Genomic DNA, 18,893 nt, shown 5'->3' with positions numbered 1-18,893 from the left:
TCATCGGACTAGTCGGAAGGCTCAGGTAAGTCGGATGGGGAAGGCCAATGTTTGTAAAATAATGTGAATTATTAGCCCGGTTGAGAGGAAAACAAAGGGGGTTTGTAATACATTGGTTTTCAGGGCTCTATCTAAGGGCAAAATGAGATGCAACTCGCCGTTTGCTTAGTTGCATCTCGGCATTTGCTTAGTTGCAACTCATCGATCGCTTAGTTGCAACTCGGTGATGGCTTAGTTGCAATGGATTTCTTGATTTTCTATAACTCGTTGGTTTGTAGTGGGGTTATGGTATTATAGTCACCGAGCTCTATGAAACTGCTAGTTGGATCTTATTTTTAACCTATTTTGAGTGTTTTGCGTAAAGGATGGGGACTGTCGTAAGGATTTGTCGGACCCCTCGGCGAGGGTCGCAAGGCGGGGGTGCCTAATCGGACAGGTCAGACGGGTCAGACAAGTCGGACGAGTCAGACAAGTCGGACGAGTCAGACAAGTCGGACGTGGTGGTCGGGCGAAAAGTTTAGTTGCAACTCTAATGCGTAACCCTGATGATACAGATTTATACCACGCAATAGTCTCTAATAATTGTGTACCTTTGTCGTTTAGGATTATAGATTAGCAAGTGATGGATATAAAGCATTGGGAGGGATTGAGCGATAGTGAGGTGGCAGAGAGTAGGGTAAAGTATGGTGCCAATCTGCTGACTCCGGTAGCTCGGGTATCGGTATGGCGGAAGTTTCTAGATAAGTTTCAAGATCCTACCATCATTATATTATTGGTGGCGGCATTGCTCTCAATTGGGGTGTCGGTGTACGAGGTCTACTATCACGGGCGTGGTAGTGAGGCTTTTTTGGAGCCGATGGGCATTTTATTTGCGGTATTGCTGGCGACTGGCTTGGCCTTTTACTTTGAGCAAAAGGCTGATAAGGAGTTTACAATCCTTAATAAGGTCAATGACGATGAGCCGGTGCGGGTGATACGTAATGGACATACTATGGAGGTGCCCAAACAGAATGTGGTAGTGGGGGATATTGTGGTGGTGGAGAGTGGCGATGAGGTGCCGGCCGATGGGGAGCTACTGGAGTCGGTGAGCCTGTCGGTGGATGAATCGATGCTGACGGGGGAACCAATTGCCTCTAAGTCGGCCGCTCCTACGGCCTCGGATAGTGAGGCGACTTTTCCAACGAATCATCTATTGCGTGGTACGCGTGTGGTGGAGGGACATGGCGTCTGTAGGGTCTTTGCTGTGGGTGATGCGACTGAAAATGGCAAAGTATTTCACGCTGCCCAGATTGATGACTCTGTGCGGACTCCGCTCAATGAGCAGCTGGATCGGCTTGGGAGTATGATTAGTAAGCTGGGCTATGGCATTGCTCTCTTGGTGTTGGTGGGGCGGATGTCGGTCTATCTTTGGGGTAGTGGTATGGAGCCTTTTGAGTGGTCGGAATTTGTTACCTACCTTTTGCAGACCATTATGATTGCTGTGACGGTGGTGGTGGTTTCGGTACCTGAGGGGCTACCAATGGCGGTGACGCTGAGCCTTGCCTATAGTATGCAGAAGATGCTGCAGACCAATAATCTGGTACGTAAGATGCACGCTTGTGAGACGATGGGGGCGACGACTGTGATCTGTACCGATAAGACTGGGACGCTTACAGAGAACCTGATGACGGTGGCGGAAGCACAGTTTTATGGTGCGGAAGGAGCTGGGAGTCGATTGGTACAAGAGGGGTTGGTGCTCAATAGTACGGCTACGCTGGACAAGGCTTCGGATGGTAGCACTAGGGTATTTGGCAATCCTACGGAGGGGGCTTTGCTCTTGTGGCTGGATCGTGAAGGGGTGGCTATCGACGAGATGGTCTCGGAGGCTAAAGTGGTGGCACAAATCCCCTTTTCTACGGAGAGGAAGTATATGGCTACGATTGTGCAGTCGCCTGAGGGTTCTTTTATCCTCTATGTGAAGGGGGCACCGGAGATGGTTTTGGGACTCTCTAGCCAGGTGGAGGGGGCTATTGACCGCCAATCAATTGAGGCGGGGCTGGTGAAGTACCAGTCGCAAGCGATGCGTACACTGGGTTTTGCTTATCAGAAGCTAGAGCGTATTGAGGAGGGGATATCTGAAGGAAAGTTGGTGGCTAAGGAGCTCTCCTTCCTAGGAATTGTGGCTATTTCGGATCCTGTGCGGGTGGATGTGCCACCGGCCATTAGGGAGTGTCTGGCGGCAGGAATTGATGTGAAGATAGTGACGGGGGACACGGTGGCAACCGCTCGGGAGGTGGCACGACAGATAGGTCTTTGGCAAAATGGAGATGGGGAGCAGCAGGTTGTGACGGGTCCTGAGGTGGCTGAGATGAGTGATGAGGAGCTGGAGGAGCGTATCGGGAAGATTAAGGTGATCTCTCGGGCGAGACCTCTGGATAAGCAGCGATTGGTGGAGGCTCTGCAGCGGCGGAATCAGGTGGTGGCGGTGACGGGTGATGGCACGAATGATGCCCCAGCACTTAAGTCGGCACACGTGGGACTCTCTATGGGTGATGGGACTTCTATCGCTAAGGAGGCGAGTGATATTACCATTGTGGATAATTCCTTTGCTAGCATCGGTAGGGCGGTGATGTGGGGACGCTCGCTCTATCAGAATATTCAGCGCTTTATCCTTTTCCAAATGACGGTCAATGTGGCGGCCTGTTTGATTGTGTTGGCTGGAGCTTTTCTAGGCACTGATACTCCCTTGACGGTGACGCAGATGCTGTGGGTCAATCTGATTATGGATACCTTTGCGGCGATGGCACTTGCTTCGTTGCCACCCTCTGCTCGGGTGATGCATGAGAAGCCGAGGGATCGCAGCTCTTTTATTATTGATAAGGCGATGGGGCGTGGAATATTAATGGTCGGAGGACTCTTCTTTGTGATACTACTAGTGCTCTATTACCTCTTTCATACGTATAATATTAGGAGTATGACGGACCTTTTCTCACTTTCGATGGTGGATGGTTTGCCGACTATTACGAGGTATGAGCAGAGTCTTTTCTTTACGCTATTTGTGTGGCTACAGTTTTGGAATATGTTCAATGCCCGTGCCTTTAAGAGTGGTCGCTCGGCATTTCACTTTAAGGGGGCAAGGGGCTTTGTGTTGATTGCTCTTGTGATATTGGTAGGGCAGCTGTTTATAGTGAACTTTGGAGGAGAGATGTTTAGTGTCACTCCTCTCACGTGGAAGGATTGGTTGCTCACCTTTGTGCTCACCTCGCCGGTGCTACTCATAGGGGAATTAGTTAGGGTCGTTAGAAAACAAGGATGATGAAAGTAGGTATTCTTACTCAGCCGTTGGGCTTGAATTATGGTGGTATTGTACAGAATTATGCTCTCCAAGAGGTGCTACGGCAGGAGGGGCATCGGCCGGTGACGCTACGACGAATTGATTGGGTGGATGATCGTAGTACTTTGCGAAAGTATCTTTCTTACTTTTACCTACGCTATGTTCTTCGTGATCCTCAGTCACCTAGTAAGCCTGTCACAAAACGTAGAGAGGCGACAATGACTCGCTATACAGATGCCTTTGTTGAGAACTATATTGAGACTACTCCACTTATTCTTTCTCAGCAGGAATTGAGGGAGGAGGTAGTGTCAAGAGAACTGGGTGCCATTATTGTGGGGAGTGACCAGACGTGGCGCCCAAAGTATTCCCCTTATTTGCCTGATTACTTCTTGGAGTTTTTGCCGAAAGAATCGTCTATCAAGAGGGTGGCCTATGCATCGTCTTTTGGGACGGATGAGTGGGAGTTCAGTGAGGAAGAGACCCAAATGGCACGAGAGCTACTTCGATACTTTGATGCAGTCTCGGTGCGTGAGGAGTGTGGGGTCCATTTCTGCCAAGAGCATCTAGAGCATGAGGCAACGCTGGTGCTGGATCCTACATTGCTACTCTCTCGGGAGGAGTATGTGAAGAGGCTGAGCCTCAGGGAGCAAGCTCACGGGAAGGTCTTTGCCTATCTCCTCGATGCCACTCCTGAGAAGCGGAGGTTTGCCGAGGAGGTGGCTCGCGAGGTAGGCACTACTGCTTTTGAGATGATGCCTAAGATGACGGTCTATGACAGGTGGAAGGAGGTATCGGACTACCAACTGAAGCCGGTGGAGACTTGGTTGGAGAATATCCTCAATGCGGAGTTCGTGGTGACCGACTCTTTTCATGGAGCGGTCTTCTCGACCATCTTTGGCAAGCCGTTTGTGGTGGTGGAGAATAGGGAGCGTGGCCTTGCTCGCTTTGCCACACTCAAGCAGTTTGTCTCTGCCGATGCCTTTGTGGAGGAAGAAGAGCTCAATAGTTATCAGTTGGCTACCCCGTCCGTAGACCAGCAAAAGCTAGGAGCCTTCAAAGAGCACTCATTGAAGTTTTTGCGAGACTCTTTAGCTTAATCGGCTAATAGCTTTTGATAGATCTGGGCATCTTCCTCTAGAAAGCAGCAGAGGGTTACTGTACCGGAGTAGTGGTTGGTGGCGAGGTATTCTTTAATCACTTCGAGGGCAATCTTAGCGGCTCGCTCCCTAGGAAATCTATAGACGCCGGTGCTGATGCAAGGAAAGGCGATGGTTTTGAGTTGGTACTCTTCTGCTAGCTCTAGTGCGGTGCGATAGCAGGAGGCGAGGAGCTGGTCTTCATTCTGCGTCCCGCCTCTCCAGATGGGGCCGACTGTATGGATCACCTTCTTGCAAGGAAGGAGGTAGGCATCGGTGATCTTGCTGGCACCAGTAGAACAACCGCCAAGCGTGCGACACTCCTCTAGTAGCCCATTGCCTGCCGCTCTGTGAATGGCGCCATCTACCCCTCCACCACCGAGCAGAGTTTCATTGGCGGCATTGACGATGGCATCTACCTGAAGCGAGGTGAGGTCGCCCACGACTACTTTTATTCTCTCGTTCATATCTCTATAAAATGAATGGGCTAGTGAAGTCGGATAACTTCGCTAGCCCATATTGTTTACCTCATAAAATACTATAGATGATAGCCATATACAAAGTCAGCAGCATCCTGCATCTGCTTGTACATTACTACATCATCTTGAACCATTGGCACCACCTTACGGAACTCCTTGTACAGCTCCTGCAGTGGCTTGGAGGTCTTCTCCTCGCCCTTACGAAGTGCTAAGGCTTGTGCTCCGTTCATCAGCTCTACGCCAAGGATGGCATAAAGATTATCGAGAAGAGGAAGTAGCTTGATGGCTGCATTGGCTCCCATAGATACGTGATCCTCCTGCCCGTTGCTACTTACGATGCTATCGGAGGAGGCATTGAAGCAGTACATCTTATTTTGGCTTACCATCGCTGCTGCAGCATACTGTGGAATCATAAAGCCGGAGTTGAGACCTGGCTTAGCCACAAGGAACTCTGGCAGTTGACGTAGCCCGAGGATTAGCTGAGCGGTACGACGCTCTGAGATATTGCCCACTTCAGCAATAGAAAGAGCCAAGTAGTCGAATACCAGTGCGATAGGCTGTCCGTGGAAGTTACCACCAGAGACGATAAGGTCGTCGTCGGGGAAGATCGTAGGATTGTCGGTCACTGAATTGATCTCGGTCTCTATCACCTTGCAAGCATACTGCCAAGCATCATAGCTAGCACCGTGTACCTGAGGGATACAACGGAAAGAGTAAGGGTCTTGTACCTGTGGCTTGCTTACCTTCTGTAGCTTGCTACCCTTGAGGAGGTCTCTGATGGTCTTGGCTACTACCGCCTGACCAGCATGTGGGCGAACCTTTTGGATCTGTGGGGTAAAGGGCGCCTCTAGTCCGTCAAATGCCTCAAGGGAAAGGGCTGCTACCTTTAGTGCCATCCGCTCAGCACGACGAGCCAATATCAGAGCGTACACTCCGTGAGAGCTCATAAACTGAGTGCCGTTGAGCAGAGCCAAGCCCTCTTTACTCTGTAGGGTAATGGTCTCTAGCTTAGCCTTCTTAAAGGCCTCCTTAGAGGTCATCTTCTTACCTTTGTAGTACACCTCTCCCTCGCCAATCAGTGGCAGGAATAGCTTGGCCAAAGGTGCTAGGTCACCAGAAGCTCCTAGCGAGCCCTTGTCGTAGACAATAGGATAGATCTCTTCATTGAGCATATCCACAAGTCGCTGTACGGTGGCTACCTGTACACCACTATGCCCGAGTGAAAGGGCGTGTGCCTTGAGGAGTAGCATCAGCTTGACTACAGGCTCAGGTACTTCGTCGCCGTAGCTACAAGAGTGGCTCTTTACAAGGTTCTCTTGCAGTGTGGTCAGCTCCTCTTGAGAGACGCTGATATTGCAGAGCGACCCAAACCCAGTGGTGATGCCATAGAGAGGCTTCTCCGACTTCGCTACCTTATTATCTAGGTAGTCACGACACTTCTGTATGCGTGCAATCGCTTCGGGTGCTAGGGTATAGGTGACCTTTTTGCTAAAAATGATCTTCTCTAGCTCGTCAATGGTGAGCTTGCCACTACCTACAACGTAGGAGATGGGCTCATCAAGTGTATATGGTTGATGTGTGACAACTCTCATAATGCTTACTTAATGGCTTGATAAGTGTGTTGGAGGATACGATGCTCAATATCCGTGATATCTTTCTCTAGACGCTCACAATCATCGGCAAGCTCCTTTACAAAGGCTTGGTCCTTAAGACTCCCTAGATTGATACGTACGTTCAGCAGTGCTCCTAGCACGCCAAGACGGCAGTTCATCATAGCAATACAGCCATCGGTGATGGCGTTTTGATTGCCCTTCATCACCACCTTCTCAATGAGAGGAATCAGCTCATAAGTAGTCTTGGCTACCTCCATAGGCACCAACGCCGCTACCTTAGTAGCCTCTTGAATCTTGGCACTTCGTGCTGCCTTCTCCTCGTCCGTCTCCTTAGGCATCTTGAAAGCTTGAGAGACTAGGTCATAAGCGTCGCTATCCCTATCAATCGCCTCGATAAGTTCCTTATGCACCTCTCTAGCTTTCTCCACAACTGCCTTCATCTCCTCCTCTACCTCGACGTATTTCTTGCGACCGATGGTAAGGTTCGCCACCATTTCGGTGAGCGAAGCGGCGATAGTACCAGCGAGTGCTGATACGCTACCACCACCTGGTACTGGATCACTTCCAGCTGTAACGTTGCAAAACTCTGCAAGTGTATGATTTTGTAGTAGTTTCTTCTCCATATCGTGATTAGTTTTAGTATTTGTATAGCTTTCCACTCTTAATCGTGGTGTCTACTAGGTTCATTCCAAAGTGATAGCTTAGGAACTTGTATGATGGGTACTTGAGGATTACCGCATCGCCAGCTTTGCCTACCTCTAGGCTACCCACCTTGTCGTGCTGATTGATTGCCTTGGCTGCGTTAATGGTGAGCGCGGCGATCGTCTCCTCCACCGTCATCTTCATGTAGATCGTTGAAAGAGCAATCAGTAGAGGAATAGAAGCTGAGAAGCAACTGCCAGGATTAAGATCCGAAGCGACTGCCACGCAGCACCCCTCATCGATCATCTTGCGAGCTGGTGCATAGTCGTCCATCAGTGAGAAAGCGGTGAGAGGCAAGCAAGTGGCTACCGTTTCGCTCGCAGCCAGTGCCTTGATACCTTCGTCCGAAATCTTGAGTAGGTGGTCGGCAGAAAGACAGCCCAGTTCAGCAGCGAGCTCAGCTCCACCAATCGGCACAATCTCATCGGCGTGCATCTTTACCTTGAAGCCCAATTCCTTGGCGGCATTGAGCAGACGGCGTGTATCCTCGTGCTCAAAGACATTTTTCTCTGTAAAGATATCAACACACTCAGCAAGGTTCTTCTCCTTCACTAGAGGCAGCATCTCACGGATGATAAAGTCAATGTAGTCGTGCGGACGTCCCTTGTACTCTATTGGTGTATCGTGAGCCCCCATATAGGTGGGGTAGAGCGAGATGGGATGAGTCTCGTCAAGGTGGCGAATCACCTCTAGCTGACGGATCTCCGTGTCTCGGTCCATACCATAGCCACTCTTCGCCTCGGCAGTGGTCACGCCCATACGTAGCATAGCATCGAGGTGCTTCTTGGCATGCTCCGAAAGCTCCTCAAAGCTAGCCGCACGAGTTGCCTTGGTCGTTGAGGCGATGCCACCGCCGCGCTCCATGATGCTCATGTAGCTCTCGCCAGCTAGTCGCCATTGGAATTCATCTTCCCGATAGCCGCCAAAGATTAGGTGCGTGTGGGAGTCAATAAACCCAGGGAGGACACATTGTCCTTGGGCATCCACAAACTCCATCCCTTGCTCCTTAGGGCAAGGGGCGTCGCTTTGCTTGCCAACGTAGGTGACAATTCCATCCTCAATCACCAGCACTGCTGGCCCCTCGATCATGGCAAGGTCACCCATAGCGGAAGCCCCTTTGCGGGGGCCTCCAGCCATGGTAACCAATTGCCCTATATTATATAGGTAGAGACTACCTTTCTCCTTATTATGCATTGGCTTTCTTGAGCTTGTACTCGAGGATCTGCTCTACTGAGAATCCCTCTAGCTGTAGATACTTAGTCATCTCTTCTGCTAGCTGCTCAAGCGTGTACTCACCCTCGGCGATCTCCTCCTTCTTCAGGTAGTAAGCCAGTGACTGCTCTAGAGCCTCCTTAGGAACGAGTCCGATGATCTCTGCCCCTACAATCTTAGCACCATACCTCTGAGCCTCCATGCGTACCATCTCGTGAGCACGATAGATGGCGGTCTTGGTGTAGTCAGTGAGGTTCATAGATACCTGAGATTGATGGCGCTCAGTGAGGTCTACTCCCATACCCTTCACGAAGCGAAGACCACCGCCGATAAAGCGAACACGCTTAGCGATGGCAGTAGCCACCTCTACATCTGGGTGGTCAAGATTGACATTGTAGGCTACAAGAGGCATACGTGCACCCACTGCTACAGTACCTGCAGTTGCGTGGCGCTCAGCCTTGCCATAGTCGGGCTTCCACTCAGGTAGCTTGATCTTCTCGGCCATTCCCTCAAACTCACCCTTGCGGATCTTAGCAAGGTTCTTGCGGTCTGGCGAAGTGGCAGAGTCCTCATAAAGGAATACGGGCACACCGATCTCCTCACCGATGATGCGACCCACCTCATTCGAAAGCTCAATAGCCTCCTCCTTAGTGACATCCTTGATAGGAATAAAAGGAATCACATCTACCGCTCCCATACGTGGGTGCTGGCCTTGATGCTTGGTCAAATCTATCTTAGAAACTGCTACACGTACCGCCTCGAGTACCGCCTCCTTAAGAGGTTGTGGTTCACCCACTAGGGTGACTACCATACGGTTATGGTCCTCGTCATTGCTGTAGTCTAGTAGTACTACATTCTCCTTGTTGCGAAGTGGAGCCAAGATGGCTTCCATTACCTCTTTGTTGCGTCCCTCGCTAAAGTTAGGAACGCATTCCATGATCTTTTTCATTGCATTTATTTGATTAAGTTGTTAATAATTTCGTCGTCTACCAAGAATGGCTCCGTGATGTGATATCCATCGGCGTGTGTCTCATTGAAGCTCTTCACGGTGCTCATTGCATTTTCATTGCGTGCCCATGACCTACGAGCTACACCGCCCATTACGTCCCAAAGCATAGCGGAGCGAATGATCTCATCGGCCCGCTTAGAGCCGTCGCAGACCATACCGAATCCACCATTGATGGACTTGCCGATGCCCACACCACCACCATTGTGCAGTGCTACTAGGCTAAATCCTCTCGCACAGTTACCAGCGAAGCAGTGTACCGCCATATCGGCCATCACGTTGCTACCATCGCGGATATTAGAAGTCTCACGGAATGGAGAGTCGGTGCCGCTCACATCGTGGTGGTCACGACCTAGCATGATAGGACCTACCTCGCCATTGCGTACCATCTCATTGAACTTCAGGGCAATATTCATACGGCCAAGGGCATCTTGGTAAAGGATACGAGCTTGTGTCCCTACCACCAATTGATTCTTCTCGGCATCGCGGATCCAAATCCAGTTGTCCCTATCCTGCGCACGACGGTCAGGATCGATGCAATCCATTGCCGCCTTATCGGTCTTCAGTAGATCCTCATGCTTTCCGCTGAGGCAAACCCATCTGAATGGGCCATAACCATAGTCGAATAGCTCAGGACCCATAATATCCTCTACATAGCTAGGCCAGATAAAGCCATCCTTATCGTCATAGCCATTGCGAGAAATCTCCTTCACGCCAGCATCAAAGCAGGCCTTCATAAAGGCATTGCCGTAGTCAAAGAAATAGGTGCCCTTAGCCACCAGCTTCTTGATGATCTCAAAGTGGCGACGTAGCCCCTTATCTACCTCCTTCTTAAAGCCTTCGCGATCCTTGAAGAGCATCTCGGTACGCTGCTCGTAGGTAAGACTTACAGGGCAATAACCACCCTCGTAAGCGGCGTGGCAACTGGTCTGGTCGGAGAGTAGGTCAATATGAATATCATGCGCATAAGCATACTCCAGAAGGTCTACCACGTTGCCTAGGTAGGCGATAGAGGTAGGTTTTTTGCTTTCAATACCCTTGCGTGCCATCTCAAAGGCCTCCTCCAGAGAGTGAGCAATGTGATTCACCCATCCCTGCTCATAGCGGATATGGATACGACTCTCATCCACCTCGGCCACAATCGATGTAGCACCAGCGATATCGGCTGCCTTAGGCTGAGCTCCACTCATACCTCCTAGACCGGAGGAGACAAATAGCTTGCCAGCGAGGTTGTCGTCCTGTCCCAAGCCTAGCTTCAAGCGTCCTGCATTCAGAATCGTATTGTAGGTGCCGTGTACGATGCCTTGTGGCCCAATGTACATCCAACCTCCTGCGGTCATCTGACCATAGTTGGCAACACCCATCTGGGCAGCTACCTCCCAATCCTCAATATTATCGTACTCCCCGATCATCATAGAGTTGGTGATGATCACACGTGGGGCACTTGGATTACTCTTGAATAGACCTAGTGGGTGACCACTTGCCACCACCAGCGTCTGCTCCTCAGTAAGCTCCTCGAGATACTTCTTGGTGAGACGATATTGTAGCCAGTTTTGGAAGACCTGACCAGTCTCGCCATAGGTCACTAGCTCATAGGGGTAGAGGGCGATATCGAAGCAAAGGTTATTGTCGATCATCACCTGGAAAGCCTTCCCCTCAAGGCACTTGCCCTTGTACTCGTCAATAGACTTCGCCTTCATATTGCCCTCAGGGCGATAGCGGTAAGCGTAGATCTTACCACGAGTCTTTAGCTCCTCTAGGAATTCAGGTGCTAGCTCCTTATGTAGCTCCTTAGGCACATATCTCAGTGCGTTACGCAGTGCCACCTTGGTCTGCTCTTTCGTTAGTCTGTACCCACGGTCGGGTGCTCTTCTTACTCCCTTGATAAATTCGGGATAAACTGGTAGAGTGCTGTCCAGCACAAATTTCTTAGATGTTTCCACCATAGTAGGTTATTGTAAGTTTGATAAAAATTTGTCTCTAATTCAGTGACACAAATATACTGAATATATTTGAGGTGGAGGGACAATATGTTTGAAATTGTGGCGAGAATAAAGGAGGATGGATTTTTGCCCCCTATTTTGCCTCATCTAAACCTATGGGTTAGTAGAGCAAAAGTTTAGTTGCAACTAACCGTTTGCTTTGTTGCAACTAAGCAATTGCCGAGTTGCAACTAACCGATCGCTTAGTTGCAACTAAGATTTTGCTTTTGTAGGACACTGGTTATCAGCTCATTATAAAAGCGTTTTTTTGCTCTCTCTCCTAACCTATTTTTTGTGGTCTAAGAATTGGTCACGCTAGATTAGTTTGTTCAACTTTCCACAAGTGGGAGGATTGGATTAATGACTGCGGAGTAAACGTCTCAAATTGCTATACCAATCGGCTAGCACTTTGCATCAACTTGTTTTTTTTGATGGAGTTTGGGGAATAATGTGTATCTTGTGGAGGAAACAGAATATCTAATCACTAATACAATATATATAGTATGAAAAAATATGACTTGGCTGTGCTAGGGGGTGGCCCAGGGGGCTACAATGCAGCAGCTATCGCAGCAAAAGCTGGACTTAAGACGGTACTCTTTGAGAAAAACAAGGTGGGGGGCGTTTGCCTCAACGAAGGGTGTATCCCTACCAAAGCACTGCTCTATAGTGCCAATATGCTGGATAGCATCAAGGAAGCAAAGAAGTATGGCATCAATATAGAAGGAGAGATCACTGCCGATTACAAGAAGGTGGTGTCGAGGAAGTCTAAGATTGTCCGTAAGCTGGTGGCTGGTGTGGCTCAGAAGCTCAAGAATGCTGGCGTGGAGACGGTCGAGGCGACTGCTACTCTCGTTGGTGAGAATGGCGATGGGGTGCTGATCCGTGCCAATGACGAAAGCTATGTGGCTGACAAGGTGATCTTGGCTACTGGCTCTGAAGCGTTTGTACCTCCTATCTCTGGTCTGAGTGAGGTGGAGTATTGGACCAGTCGTGAAGCACTTGATACCAAGGAGCTACCTGAGAGCATCCTGATTGTGGGCGGAGGTGTGATTGGGATGGAATTTGTCAGCGTATTCAATAGCTTTGGAGTACCAGTCACAGTGGTGGAGATGATGCCAAAGATACTAGGCCCTATGGATGGCGAGATATCTAGCCATCTTCAGGCTGAGTACGAAAAGCGTGGCGTGAAGTTTTACCTCAATACCAAGGTGGTGGCAGCTTCTGCTAAGGGGTTGACCGTAGAGCTACCCGATGGCACACAGCAAGAGCTAGAGGGCGAACGTATCTTGGTGAGTGCTGGCCGTAGAGCGGTGCTGAAGGACCTAGGACTAGATGCCCTGAATGTTAAGGTGGAGCGCAATATCATTGTGGATGAGTATCTCCGTACCTCCAACCCTCGCATCTATGCGATTGGTGATGTGAATGGACACTCTATGCTGGCACACACCGCTATCCGTGAAGGGGAAGTGGCTGTGAAGCATATTCTTAGTGGCGAGGGCGACCCAATGCGGTATGATGTGATCCCTGGTGTAGTCTATACGCACCCTGAGATTGCAGGGGTAGGAGCCACTGAGGAGGAGCTACAGAAGAAGGGCGTTGAGTACAAGGTGCTGGGCCTACCTGCTAGCTTTGCTGGCCGATTTGTAGTGGAGAATGAGGGGGGCAATGGTCTCTTTAAGCTGCTCGTTGATGCCAACGATGGGCGTATCCTTGGCGGGCACATGATCGGTAACCCAGCCTCTGAGTTCATCGTGACCATCGGTATGGCGATGACTGAAAATCTAACGGTCGAAGGACTGAAACGGCATGTATTCCCACACCCAACTGTGTCGGAAATCGTGCATGAAGTACTCTTCGAATAAAAGACAAAGGGGCGTATCAGCTAGATACGCCCCTTTTTTCAATAGTAAGAAAGTAAATTTAAAATAGGATTGAAGTATGAAAGAAGAAATGAAGAAGTATCCTTCGGAGTGCACTACGATTATCGTGGGTAGTCAATTGATGGAGGATGGCTCTATGATTGCTGCCCGCTCTGAGGATTGGGATGCAATGGTGGCTAAGAATTTGGAAATCTTTGAGACGACCGATAACGGACCTGAGGAGTTTGTGGCAAAGGAGACGCCATTTAGGTGCCCGCTCCCTAAGCATCGCATTGGTTACTCTGCCCTTTCGCCTTACCACCTTCATGGAGAGTGGGGTAGCGCAGGATTTAATCGTGCCGGTGTGGGGATGAGTGCCACGGAGAGTATCTTTAGCTCTGAAAAGGCACTCGCTTGTGACCCTCTTGTGGAGAGCGGACTGGGAGAGAATTGTGTCTTCAATATCGTCCTGCCCTATATCACCACTGCACGTGAGGGAGTGGAGCGACTAGGCGCTTTGATTGAGGAGTACGGAATTGCTGAGGGCTTCGGAATTAGCTTTATCGATGAGCATGAGATGTGGTACCTCGAGACCGCCTCTGGGCACCGTTGGCTAGCAACTCGTATCCCCGAGGATAAGTACTTTGTCTCTGGCAACCAGAGCCGGTTTAGGGACTACGACCCAAAGGATAAGAAGAATTATCTCGCCTCTAGTGATTTGATTGACTTCGCTCGTGAGCATCAGCTCTTTGAGGGTGAGTTCGACTTCCATACCGCTTATGCTAGGGATGAGAAGCTGGATACCACCTACAGCTATCCACGTGTATGGTATCTCCAGAAGCTCTTTACACCTAGCAAGGAGCAGGATGTGACTAAAAATGACTTCCCTGTCTTCTTGGGTTCGGATAAGAAGTTGACCCTCGAGGATATCAAGGCGGCATTCCGCACGCACTACAATGATACGGAGCACGACCCTTATCTCCACAGTAATCCTAAGGAGAAGTGGAGACCTATCTCAATATTCCGCACCACTCAAACGCATATTTTGCAGCGGAAGCCTAACCTCCCAAAGGAGATTGCACAGGTGGACTATATGTGTGAGGGAATGGCAGCACTCGGTATCTTTGTACCTCTCTATGAGGGCATCTCTTCCTATCCAGAAGCGTGGAGAATAGGGGGTGGTGTTTCGGATAATCAGTCGGCTTACTGGCGACTTCGCCATGTACAGACACTCGGTATGGTGGATTATAATCGTTATGCACCAATCATCAAGGAGACCTATCGGAAGCTAGAGGAGGAGATCGCACAGCGTGAGCAGGAGATGATTAAGGAGTATCTTGCTATTTATGAGGAGCGTCCGCTAGCCGCTAAGGACTTGCTACAAGAGTTTTCGGACCGTATGCTGAATAAGGTGTTGGAGGTGACCGATGAGCTGACAGAGCACCTATTTACCTTGATCGCAAAGCACACTATGGAGACGTACGAATTCCACGGTGCTTGATCATAGGTTAGCTGTAATACAGAAGAGAATGTTGCACGAAGAATGAGATGCAAGGCGCTGAGGATGAGGCCGAAGGGAGCGTACTCACGTACGTGACCTAGGCCGAATGCCGAAAGTAACGCAGCAGATCGCCTTCGTGCAACATTCTCCAAAAAGAGGGTGCGTGTGAATGGTTATCACACGCACCCTCTCATATTATATTATCGGGAGCCTACTACACTTCGAAGTAGGGCTCAATAGATAGCGTCACAAAGCTGTACTTTGCTTGTCCTGTAAAGCGATCTTTATGCCGCTGTTGGAAGCCACGTACGATCACGTTATCTCCAACTGATAGCTCTACTGGAGCCACTGATAGATTGACGAAGCTGGGGGTGCCTTGCTCTGTATGGAGTAGGTATTGATCCCCTCGGATATCCTCTACCACTGCCTTAAGAGGATTGAATGTAAGGATGGCTTCGGTAGGATTTACCCTTTCAATATGGTAGATAAATTCGCGTGCTTGTGGGGTATTATTGCCCTTGCGTATTTGTTTCTCGATAAGAAGAACAAAGCGAATAAACTCTCCCTGTGTATATTCATTGGGTTGGCCAGGAAGGTAGTGGTGACGGCTATTGCTATCCATCACGTGGTAGGCGTGTAGTGCTTCGCTATAGCCATTGATCATCCCTACCTGAGTGGGGAATAACTCTTTGGGATCACTCTCTTCGGAGAGGGTGAGCTGTACTACCTTGGTATGCTTGCGGTGGCGCTCTAGTAGCTTGACCATATAGATGTTGCCCCTATTGTCTCCAGGGAGTATGCCTGACTCCTTGGGGGTGACAAGTGCTGTCTTGCCCTCTGGGGTGATTAATTTGAGCATAGGCACTACTTGGTTGGACTGATCTTTAAGCCTCATCGCCATCGCATCGTAGACCATCATTGGCACCTCTGGTAACTCTCTAAAGATGTGTGCTAATGCCGGGCGAGATAAGGTATAGTAGAGGTCTTTATTGTCTTTGCTTTGCACGGTATCGCTAGGGATCTTTGCCATGAGGGCAGGGTGCTCTTCGGGCAGTGTGCGTGCTTTCTCCAAGCAGATCTGTGCCACAAAGGAGATCTCTCTGAGTGCCTCTGCGTACATTTCCTTCTGTATCAATAGCTTTGCTAGCTCGATCCTAGCCTTGGTAATGTACTCGCGGTAGTCGTCCTTTTCCTCCCTAAGTGCCATGCAAAGTGCCCCGAGGCGTATCTCGGGATCTTCGGTGAGGTAGGCATATTCTGCCCATGCCATAGGCTCTTCATTGTCCTGTAACAAGAGTTCGTAACGAAGTAGAGCCTCCTGCTCTGCACCTTGTAGTGCCATGATGCGTGCCTTGGAAAGCTGTGCTAAGCTATCCTCAGGGAAGTAGCTGATTGCATCGCTGAGTAGCTGTAGGAGTGGTTCCGGTACCTTTTTGGACTCTTCGACAGTTAGCTCAGTGGTGGCTGTGAAGAGCACCTCCTCGCCTAGTGCACGCTCAACATCGCCATAGCCTGCTTTGCCTCTCTGCCAGTCCTCATGGCGAAGGTTGGCATATCCCCATTTGCTCAAAAGCTCTACAAAGTTTAGGTGATGCCCAAATGCTCTTTTCGCCTCCACGGCTATTTTTAGCATCCTAGAGTGTAGCTCTGAGGGGCGCTCATTATGTAGTGCTAGGTAGTGGTTGTAGGCCCCCGCAAACTCTTCGAATGGTATATGCTGGTAGTACCTTGAAAGGAAGCAGTAGATTATCTCAGCATAGGCGGGATGAAGTGCTTCATCGGGGGTCGCATTACTTTCCTCGAGCCATTCGAGAGTGGTATTGAATATCTCTTTTACTCGGACTCTATTCTTTGTCTTTTTGGCTTCCTCTGCTAGGCTAGCAAGTTCGCTATAATGAGGAATGAACTCCATGCGGAGAGCTGAGAGGGACTCTTGTGCCACATTAGCGGTGGCTCCCATATTTCCCACGATCTGCTCCATCTGCTCTAGCAGTCTTTGGGCTTCCTCTCTCTTTTCCTCATTAATCTGTTGTGTAGCTAGGTCTTTCAATACCCAAAATAGTGCCGAAGCAGACCATTGGTCTTGATTCTCTTGGTAGTCTTTTTGGGCTAGTGTTAGTGCTTCTGTTAGGTTTCCTTCTTGGCGTAGTGCCATCACCTCTTTAAATCCCATAACAATCTCTTCCTTTCTTTCTCTCTCTCTTTGTGATTTCTTTTGTCTGCTCTCTTAGTAGGATATCACAGGCTCCAGTGGTTTTGAGTCGACTATTTTTTGTGTTGTACTATTAGTATTGGTTGGTGTCGCTCGGCTATGAATGCCCTGGAGGTATCTCCTTTTATCTCTCTTTGTATATAACTTTAGCTTTTCCCAAAGCTTGTTCTCCCCCGTAGCTTGGTGGTAAATAGGTCAGTAGCAACTAGCTTTCTCGTGGGAGAAAGACTAGTAGCTACTGTCACTTTTCTGACTTTTATTTAGAATGGCAGGTCGTCGCCACCCCCTTGTTGTGGCCCAAATGGGGCATTGGTGCCTGGCATTTGTGTAGCACCTTGCTGTGGTTGCTGTGGCTGTTGAGGTTGCTGTGGCATGCCATATCCTGGCTGAGGCATCCCGTAACCAGGTTGCTGAGGCATTCCGTAGCCCTGCTGCTGTGGCATCCCCTTCATGATGTTGCGGGCATCGGCACTAGTATACCAACGCTCTTGGTACTCACGGCTCGATAGCTCGTAGGTGACGGTCACGTCCTCACCCATTTGGAGATTGGCAGCGTCTATCCTATCCTTGCCCCATATTTGGAAACACACTTGCCTAGGATACTGAGCATAGGTCTCGATTACGAATTCCTGTCTGTACCACTTCTCTCCAGGCTTGTGCTTGCTATCTCCTGACACAAGAGGAAGTATCTTGATTACCTTACCGCTAAGGGTATTCAGATTGTCTGTCATTCCGTTCATTTTCTCGTTCTCTCTTTATCTATTTTTGTGTTATCTCATCTTAGGAAATCCTATGATCTCTCTTGCCATCTCTACTGTTTGGCGGGCATTCTCCCTAGCCTTCTCAGCTCCCTCTTTGGCCACTCTCTCAAGGAGGTCGGTATCTTTTCGATACTCGATGATCTTCTCGCGGATGGGTGCACAGCAGGCATTGATATCCTCTGCCAATTGCTTCTTGAGGTCGCCGTAGCGTATCTCGCACTTATTGTAAGCCTCATCAAAGTGCTGGTAAGTATCGGGTGTAGAAACGATGCTCAGGAAGGTAAATAGATTGGCAATTGGCTCTGGCTTAGGTGAATTGGGCTCTGTAGGGCCAGAGTCGGTCACCGCTTTCATCACCTTCTGCTTGATGGTCTTTTCGTCGTCCATCAGATAAATAGCATTGCCTTCGCTCTTACCCATTTTACCAGAGCCATCTAGGCCAGGTATCTTGAGTGCCTCCTTGCCAAAGCTAAAGGACTCCGGCTCGGGGAATAGGTCTACCTCGTAGATATGGTTAAAGCGACGGGCAAACTTCCGTGCCATCTCCATGTTTTGCTCCTGATCCTTACCTACGGGCACCTTGTGTGCTCTGTGCATCAGAATATCCGACGCCATGAGGGTAGGGTAGGTTAGTAGCCCTGCATTGACATTGTTGGGCTGCTTACGGGCCTTGTCCTTGAAGGTGGTGGTACGCTCTAGCTCACCGAGGTAAGCATTCATATTGAGGTACATATACAGCTCCAGCACCTCCTTTACGTCGCTTTGCACGTATATCGTAGCTTTATTGGGGTCTAGCCCACAAGCGAGGTACTCGGCTAGGATGGTATGCGTATTATTGAGGATATTATCGGGGTGTGGGTGCGTAGTCAGTGAGTGCCAATCTGCGATAAAGAAATAGCAGTTGTACTCATCTTGCATCTTAAGGAAGCTCTTCATAGCCCCGAAATAATTACCTAGGTGTAAATTGCCAGTGGGGCGAATTCCACTTAATACCGTCTCCATATATTAATCTTGTCTCTGAATATTATTGCTACCTGCCGGCCACGCTCTTAAATCTTATTTTAAATCCTTTGTGATGGCCTTTGCCTTTAGTAGCAGAGCAAAGGTACCCAAATAA

Annotated in this window: 13 protein-coding genes; 4 read left to right on the top strand and 9 right to left on the bottom strand. The window is 49.5% G+C overall.

Going from position 1 to position 18,893, the window contains the following annotated elements; translation table 11 throughout:
* The first annotated feature begins 622 nt into the window (after positions 1 to 622).
* Both MWL85_RS08890 and MWL85_RS08885 read left to right on the top strand, forming a co-directional pair.
* On the top strand, positions 623 to 3,295 hold the full coding sequence (locus MWL85_RS08890; protein WP_244400448.1) for a calcium-translocating P-type ATPase, PMCA-type: 2,673 nt from the start codon (positions 623 to 625) through the stop codon (positions 3,293 to 3,295).
* Complete coding sequence (locus MWL85_RS08885; protein WP_244400447.1) at positions 3,292 to 4,410, top strand: polysaccharide pyruvyl transferase family protein; 1,119 nt, start codon at positions 3,292 to 3,294, stop codon at positions 4,408 to 4,410. Before MWL85_RS08890 ends, MWL85_RS08885 begins: the two co-directional genes overlap by 4 nt.
* On the opposite strand, the gene MWL85_RS08880 is transcribed toward MWL85_RS08885, so the two are convergent.
* The 6 genes from MWL85_RS08880 to MWL85_RS08855 form a co-directional block, all read right to left on the bottom strand.
* Entirely contained in the window at positions 4,407 to 4,916 is a 510-nt protein-coding gene (locus MWL85_RS08880) for an O-acetyl-ADP-ribose deacetylase (protein WP_244400446.1), read from the bottom strand. The two genes, MWL85_RS08885 and MWL85_RS08880, sit on opposite strands and share 4 nt — an antisense overlap.
* 71 nt (positions 4,917 to 4,987) lie before the next feature.
* Complete coding sequence (gene hutH / locus MWL85_RS08875; RefSeq protein ID WP_070708301.1) at positions 4,988 to 6,520, bottom strand: histidine ammonia-lyase; 1,533 nt, start codon at positions 6,518 to 6,520, stop codon at positions 4,988 to 4,990.
* A gap of 5 nt (positions 6,521 to 6,525) precedes the next feature.
* Positions 6,526 to 7,164 carry a cyclodeaminase/cyclohydrolase family protein gene (locus MWL85_RS08870; RefSeq protein WP_070708303.1) on the bottom strand — a complete coding sequence of 213 codons (639 nt, stop codon included), beginning with the start codon at positions 7,162 to 7,164 and terminating at the stop codon, positions 6,526 to 6,528.
* Positions 7,165 to 7,177: 13 nt separating this feature from the next.
* Complete coding sequence (hutI, locus tag MWL85_RS08865; protein ID WP_244400445.1) at positions 7,178 to 8,437, bottom strand: imidazolonepropionase; 1,260 nt, start codon at positions 8,435 to 8,437, stop codon at positions 7,178 to 7,180.
* Positions 8,430 to 9,404, bottom strand: a complete 975-nt coding sequence (gene ftcD / locus MWL85_RS08860) for a glutamate formimidoyltransferase (RefSeq protein ID WP_018027672.1) — start codon at positions 9,402 to 9,404, stop codon at positions 8,430 to 8,432. The genes hutI and ftcD overlap by 8 nt, the downstream gene beginning before the upstream one ends.
* 5 nt (positions 9,405 to 9,409) lie before the next feature.
* Positions 9,410 to 11,407, bottom strand: a complete 1,998-nt coding sequence (locus tag MWL85_RS08855) for a urocanate hydratase (RefSeq protein ID WP_210400699.1) — start codon at positions 11,405 to 11,407, stop codon at positions 9,410 to 9,412.
* Positions 11,408 to 11,946: 539 nt separating this feature from the next.
* On the opposite strand from MWL85_RS08855, the gene lpdA reads away from it, so the two are divergent.
* Together lpdA and MWL85_RS08845 are read left to right on the top strand one after the other, a co-directional pair.
* Positions 11,947 to 13,305, top strand: a complete 1,359-nt coding sequence (lpdA, locus tag MWL85_RS08850; RefSeq protein WP_244400444.1) for a dihydrolipoyl dehydrogenase — start codon at positions 11,947 to 11,949, stop codon at positions 13,303 to 13,305.
* 76 nt (positions 13,306 to 13,381) lie between these two features.
* Positions 13,382 to 14,803 carry a C69 family dipeptidase gene (locus MWL85_RS08845; RefSeq protein WP_244400443.1) on the top strand — a complete coding sequence of 474 codons (1,422 nt, stop codon included), beginning with the start codon at positions 13,382 to 13,384 and terminating at the stop codon, positions 14,801 to 14,803.
* Positions 14,804 to 15,017: 214 nt separating this feature from the next.
* Here the strand turns inward: MWL85_RS08845 and MWL85_RS08840 are convergent, their stop codons facing one another.
* The 3 genes from MWL85_RS08840 to trpS all read right to left on the bottom strand — a co-directional run bounded on the left by MWL85_RS08840 (position 15,018) and on the right by trpS (position 18,778).
* Positions 15,018 to 16,976, bottom strand: a complete 1,959-nt coding sequence (locus tag MWL85_RS08840; protein WP_244400442.1) for a DUF7017 domain-containing protein — start codon at positions 16,974 to 16,976, stop codon at positions 15,018 to 15,020.
* 299 nt (positions 16,977 to 17,275) lie between these two features.
* A complete protein-coding gene (locus tag MWL85_RS08835) occupies positions 17,276 to 17,755 on the bottom strand; it encodes a DUF3127 domain-containing protein (RefSeq protein WP_021902772.1) in 480 nt (159 codons plus the stop codon).
* A gap of 30 nt (positions 17,756 to 17,785) precedes the next feature.
* Positions 17,786 to 18,778 carry a tryptophan--tRNA ligase gene (gene trpS, locus MWL85_RS08830; RefSeq protein WP_021902771.1) on the bottom strand — a complete coding sequence of 331 codons (993 nt, stop codon included), beginning with the start codon at positions 18,776 to 18,778 and terminating at the stop codon, positions 17,786 to 17,788.
* Positions 18,779 to 18,893 lie beyond the last annotated feature (115 nt).

The organism is Porphyromonas somerae (assembly GCF_022845615.1).
Classification (GTDB): Bacteria; Bacteroidota; Bacteroidia; order Bacteroidales; family Porphyromonadaceae; genus Porphyromonas_A; species Porphyromonas_A somerae.
This window is presented reverse-complemented; position numbering and strand designations above follow the sequence as displayed.

What these genes read in the sequence shown, in the direction of transcription:
- MWL85_RS08855 (WP_210400699.1), bottom strand. Translation starts at nt 11,407, where the DNA reads ATGGTGGAAACATCTAAGAAATTTGTGCTGGACAGCACTCTACCAGTT.
- trpS (WP_021902771.1), bottom strand. Translation starts at nt 18,778, where the DNA reads ATGGAGACGGTATTAAGTGGAATTCGCCCCACTGGCAATTTACACCTA.
- MWL85_RS08870 (WP_070708303.1), bottom strand. Translation starts at nt 7,164, where the DNA reads ATGGAGAAGAAACTACTACAAAATCATACACTTGCAGAGTTTTGCAAC.
- MWL85_RS08845 (WP_244400443.1), top strand. Translation starts at nt 13,382, where the DNA reads ATGAAAGAAGAAATGAAGAAGTATCCTTCGGAGTGCACTACGATTATC.
- MWL85_RS08880 (WP_244400446.1), bottom strand. Translation starts at nt 4,916, where the DNA reads ATGAACGAGAGAATAAAAGTAGTCGTGGGCGACCTCACCTCGCTTCAG.
- MWL85_RS08890 (WP_244400448.1), top strand. Translation starts at nt 623, where the DNA reads ATGGATATAAAGCATTGGGAGGGATTGAGCGATAGTGAGGTGGCAGAG.
- MWL85_RS08885 (WP_244400447.1), top strand. Translation starts at nt 3,292, where the DNA reads ATGATGAAAGTAGGTATTCTTACTCAGCCGTTGGGCTTGAATTATGGT.
- lpdA (WP_244400444.1), top strand. Translation starts at nt 11,947, where the DNA reads ATGAAAAAATATGACTTGGCTGTGCTAGGGGGTGGCCCAGGGGGCTAC.
- MWL85_RS08835 (WP_021902772.1), bottom strand. Translation starts at nt 17,755, where the DNA reads ATGAACGGAATGACAGACAATCTGAATACCCTTAGCGGTAAGGTAATC.
- MWL85_RS08840 (WP_244400442.1), bottom strand. Translation starts at nt 16,976, where the DNA reads ATGGGATTTAAAGAGGTGATGGCACTACGCCAAGAAGGAAACCTAACA.
- hutI (WP_244400445.1), bottom strand. Translation starts at nt 8,437, where the DNA reads ATGCATAATAAGGAGAAAGGTAGTCTCTACCTATATAATATAGGGCAA.
- ftcD (WP_018027672.1), bottom strand. Translation starts at nt 9,404, where the DNA reads ATGAAAAAGATCATGGAATGCGTTCCTAACTTTAGCGAGGGACGCAAC.
- hutH (WP_070708301.1), bottom strand. Translation starts at nt 6,520, where the DNA reads ATGAGAGTTGTCACACATCAACCATATACACTTGATGAGCCCATCTCC.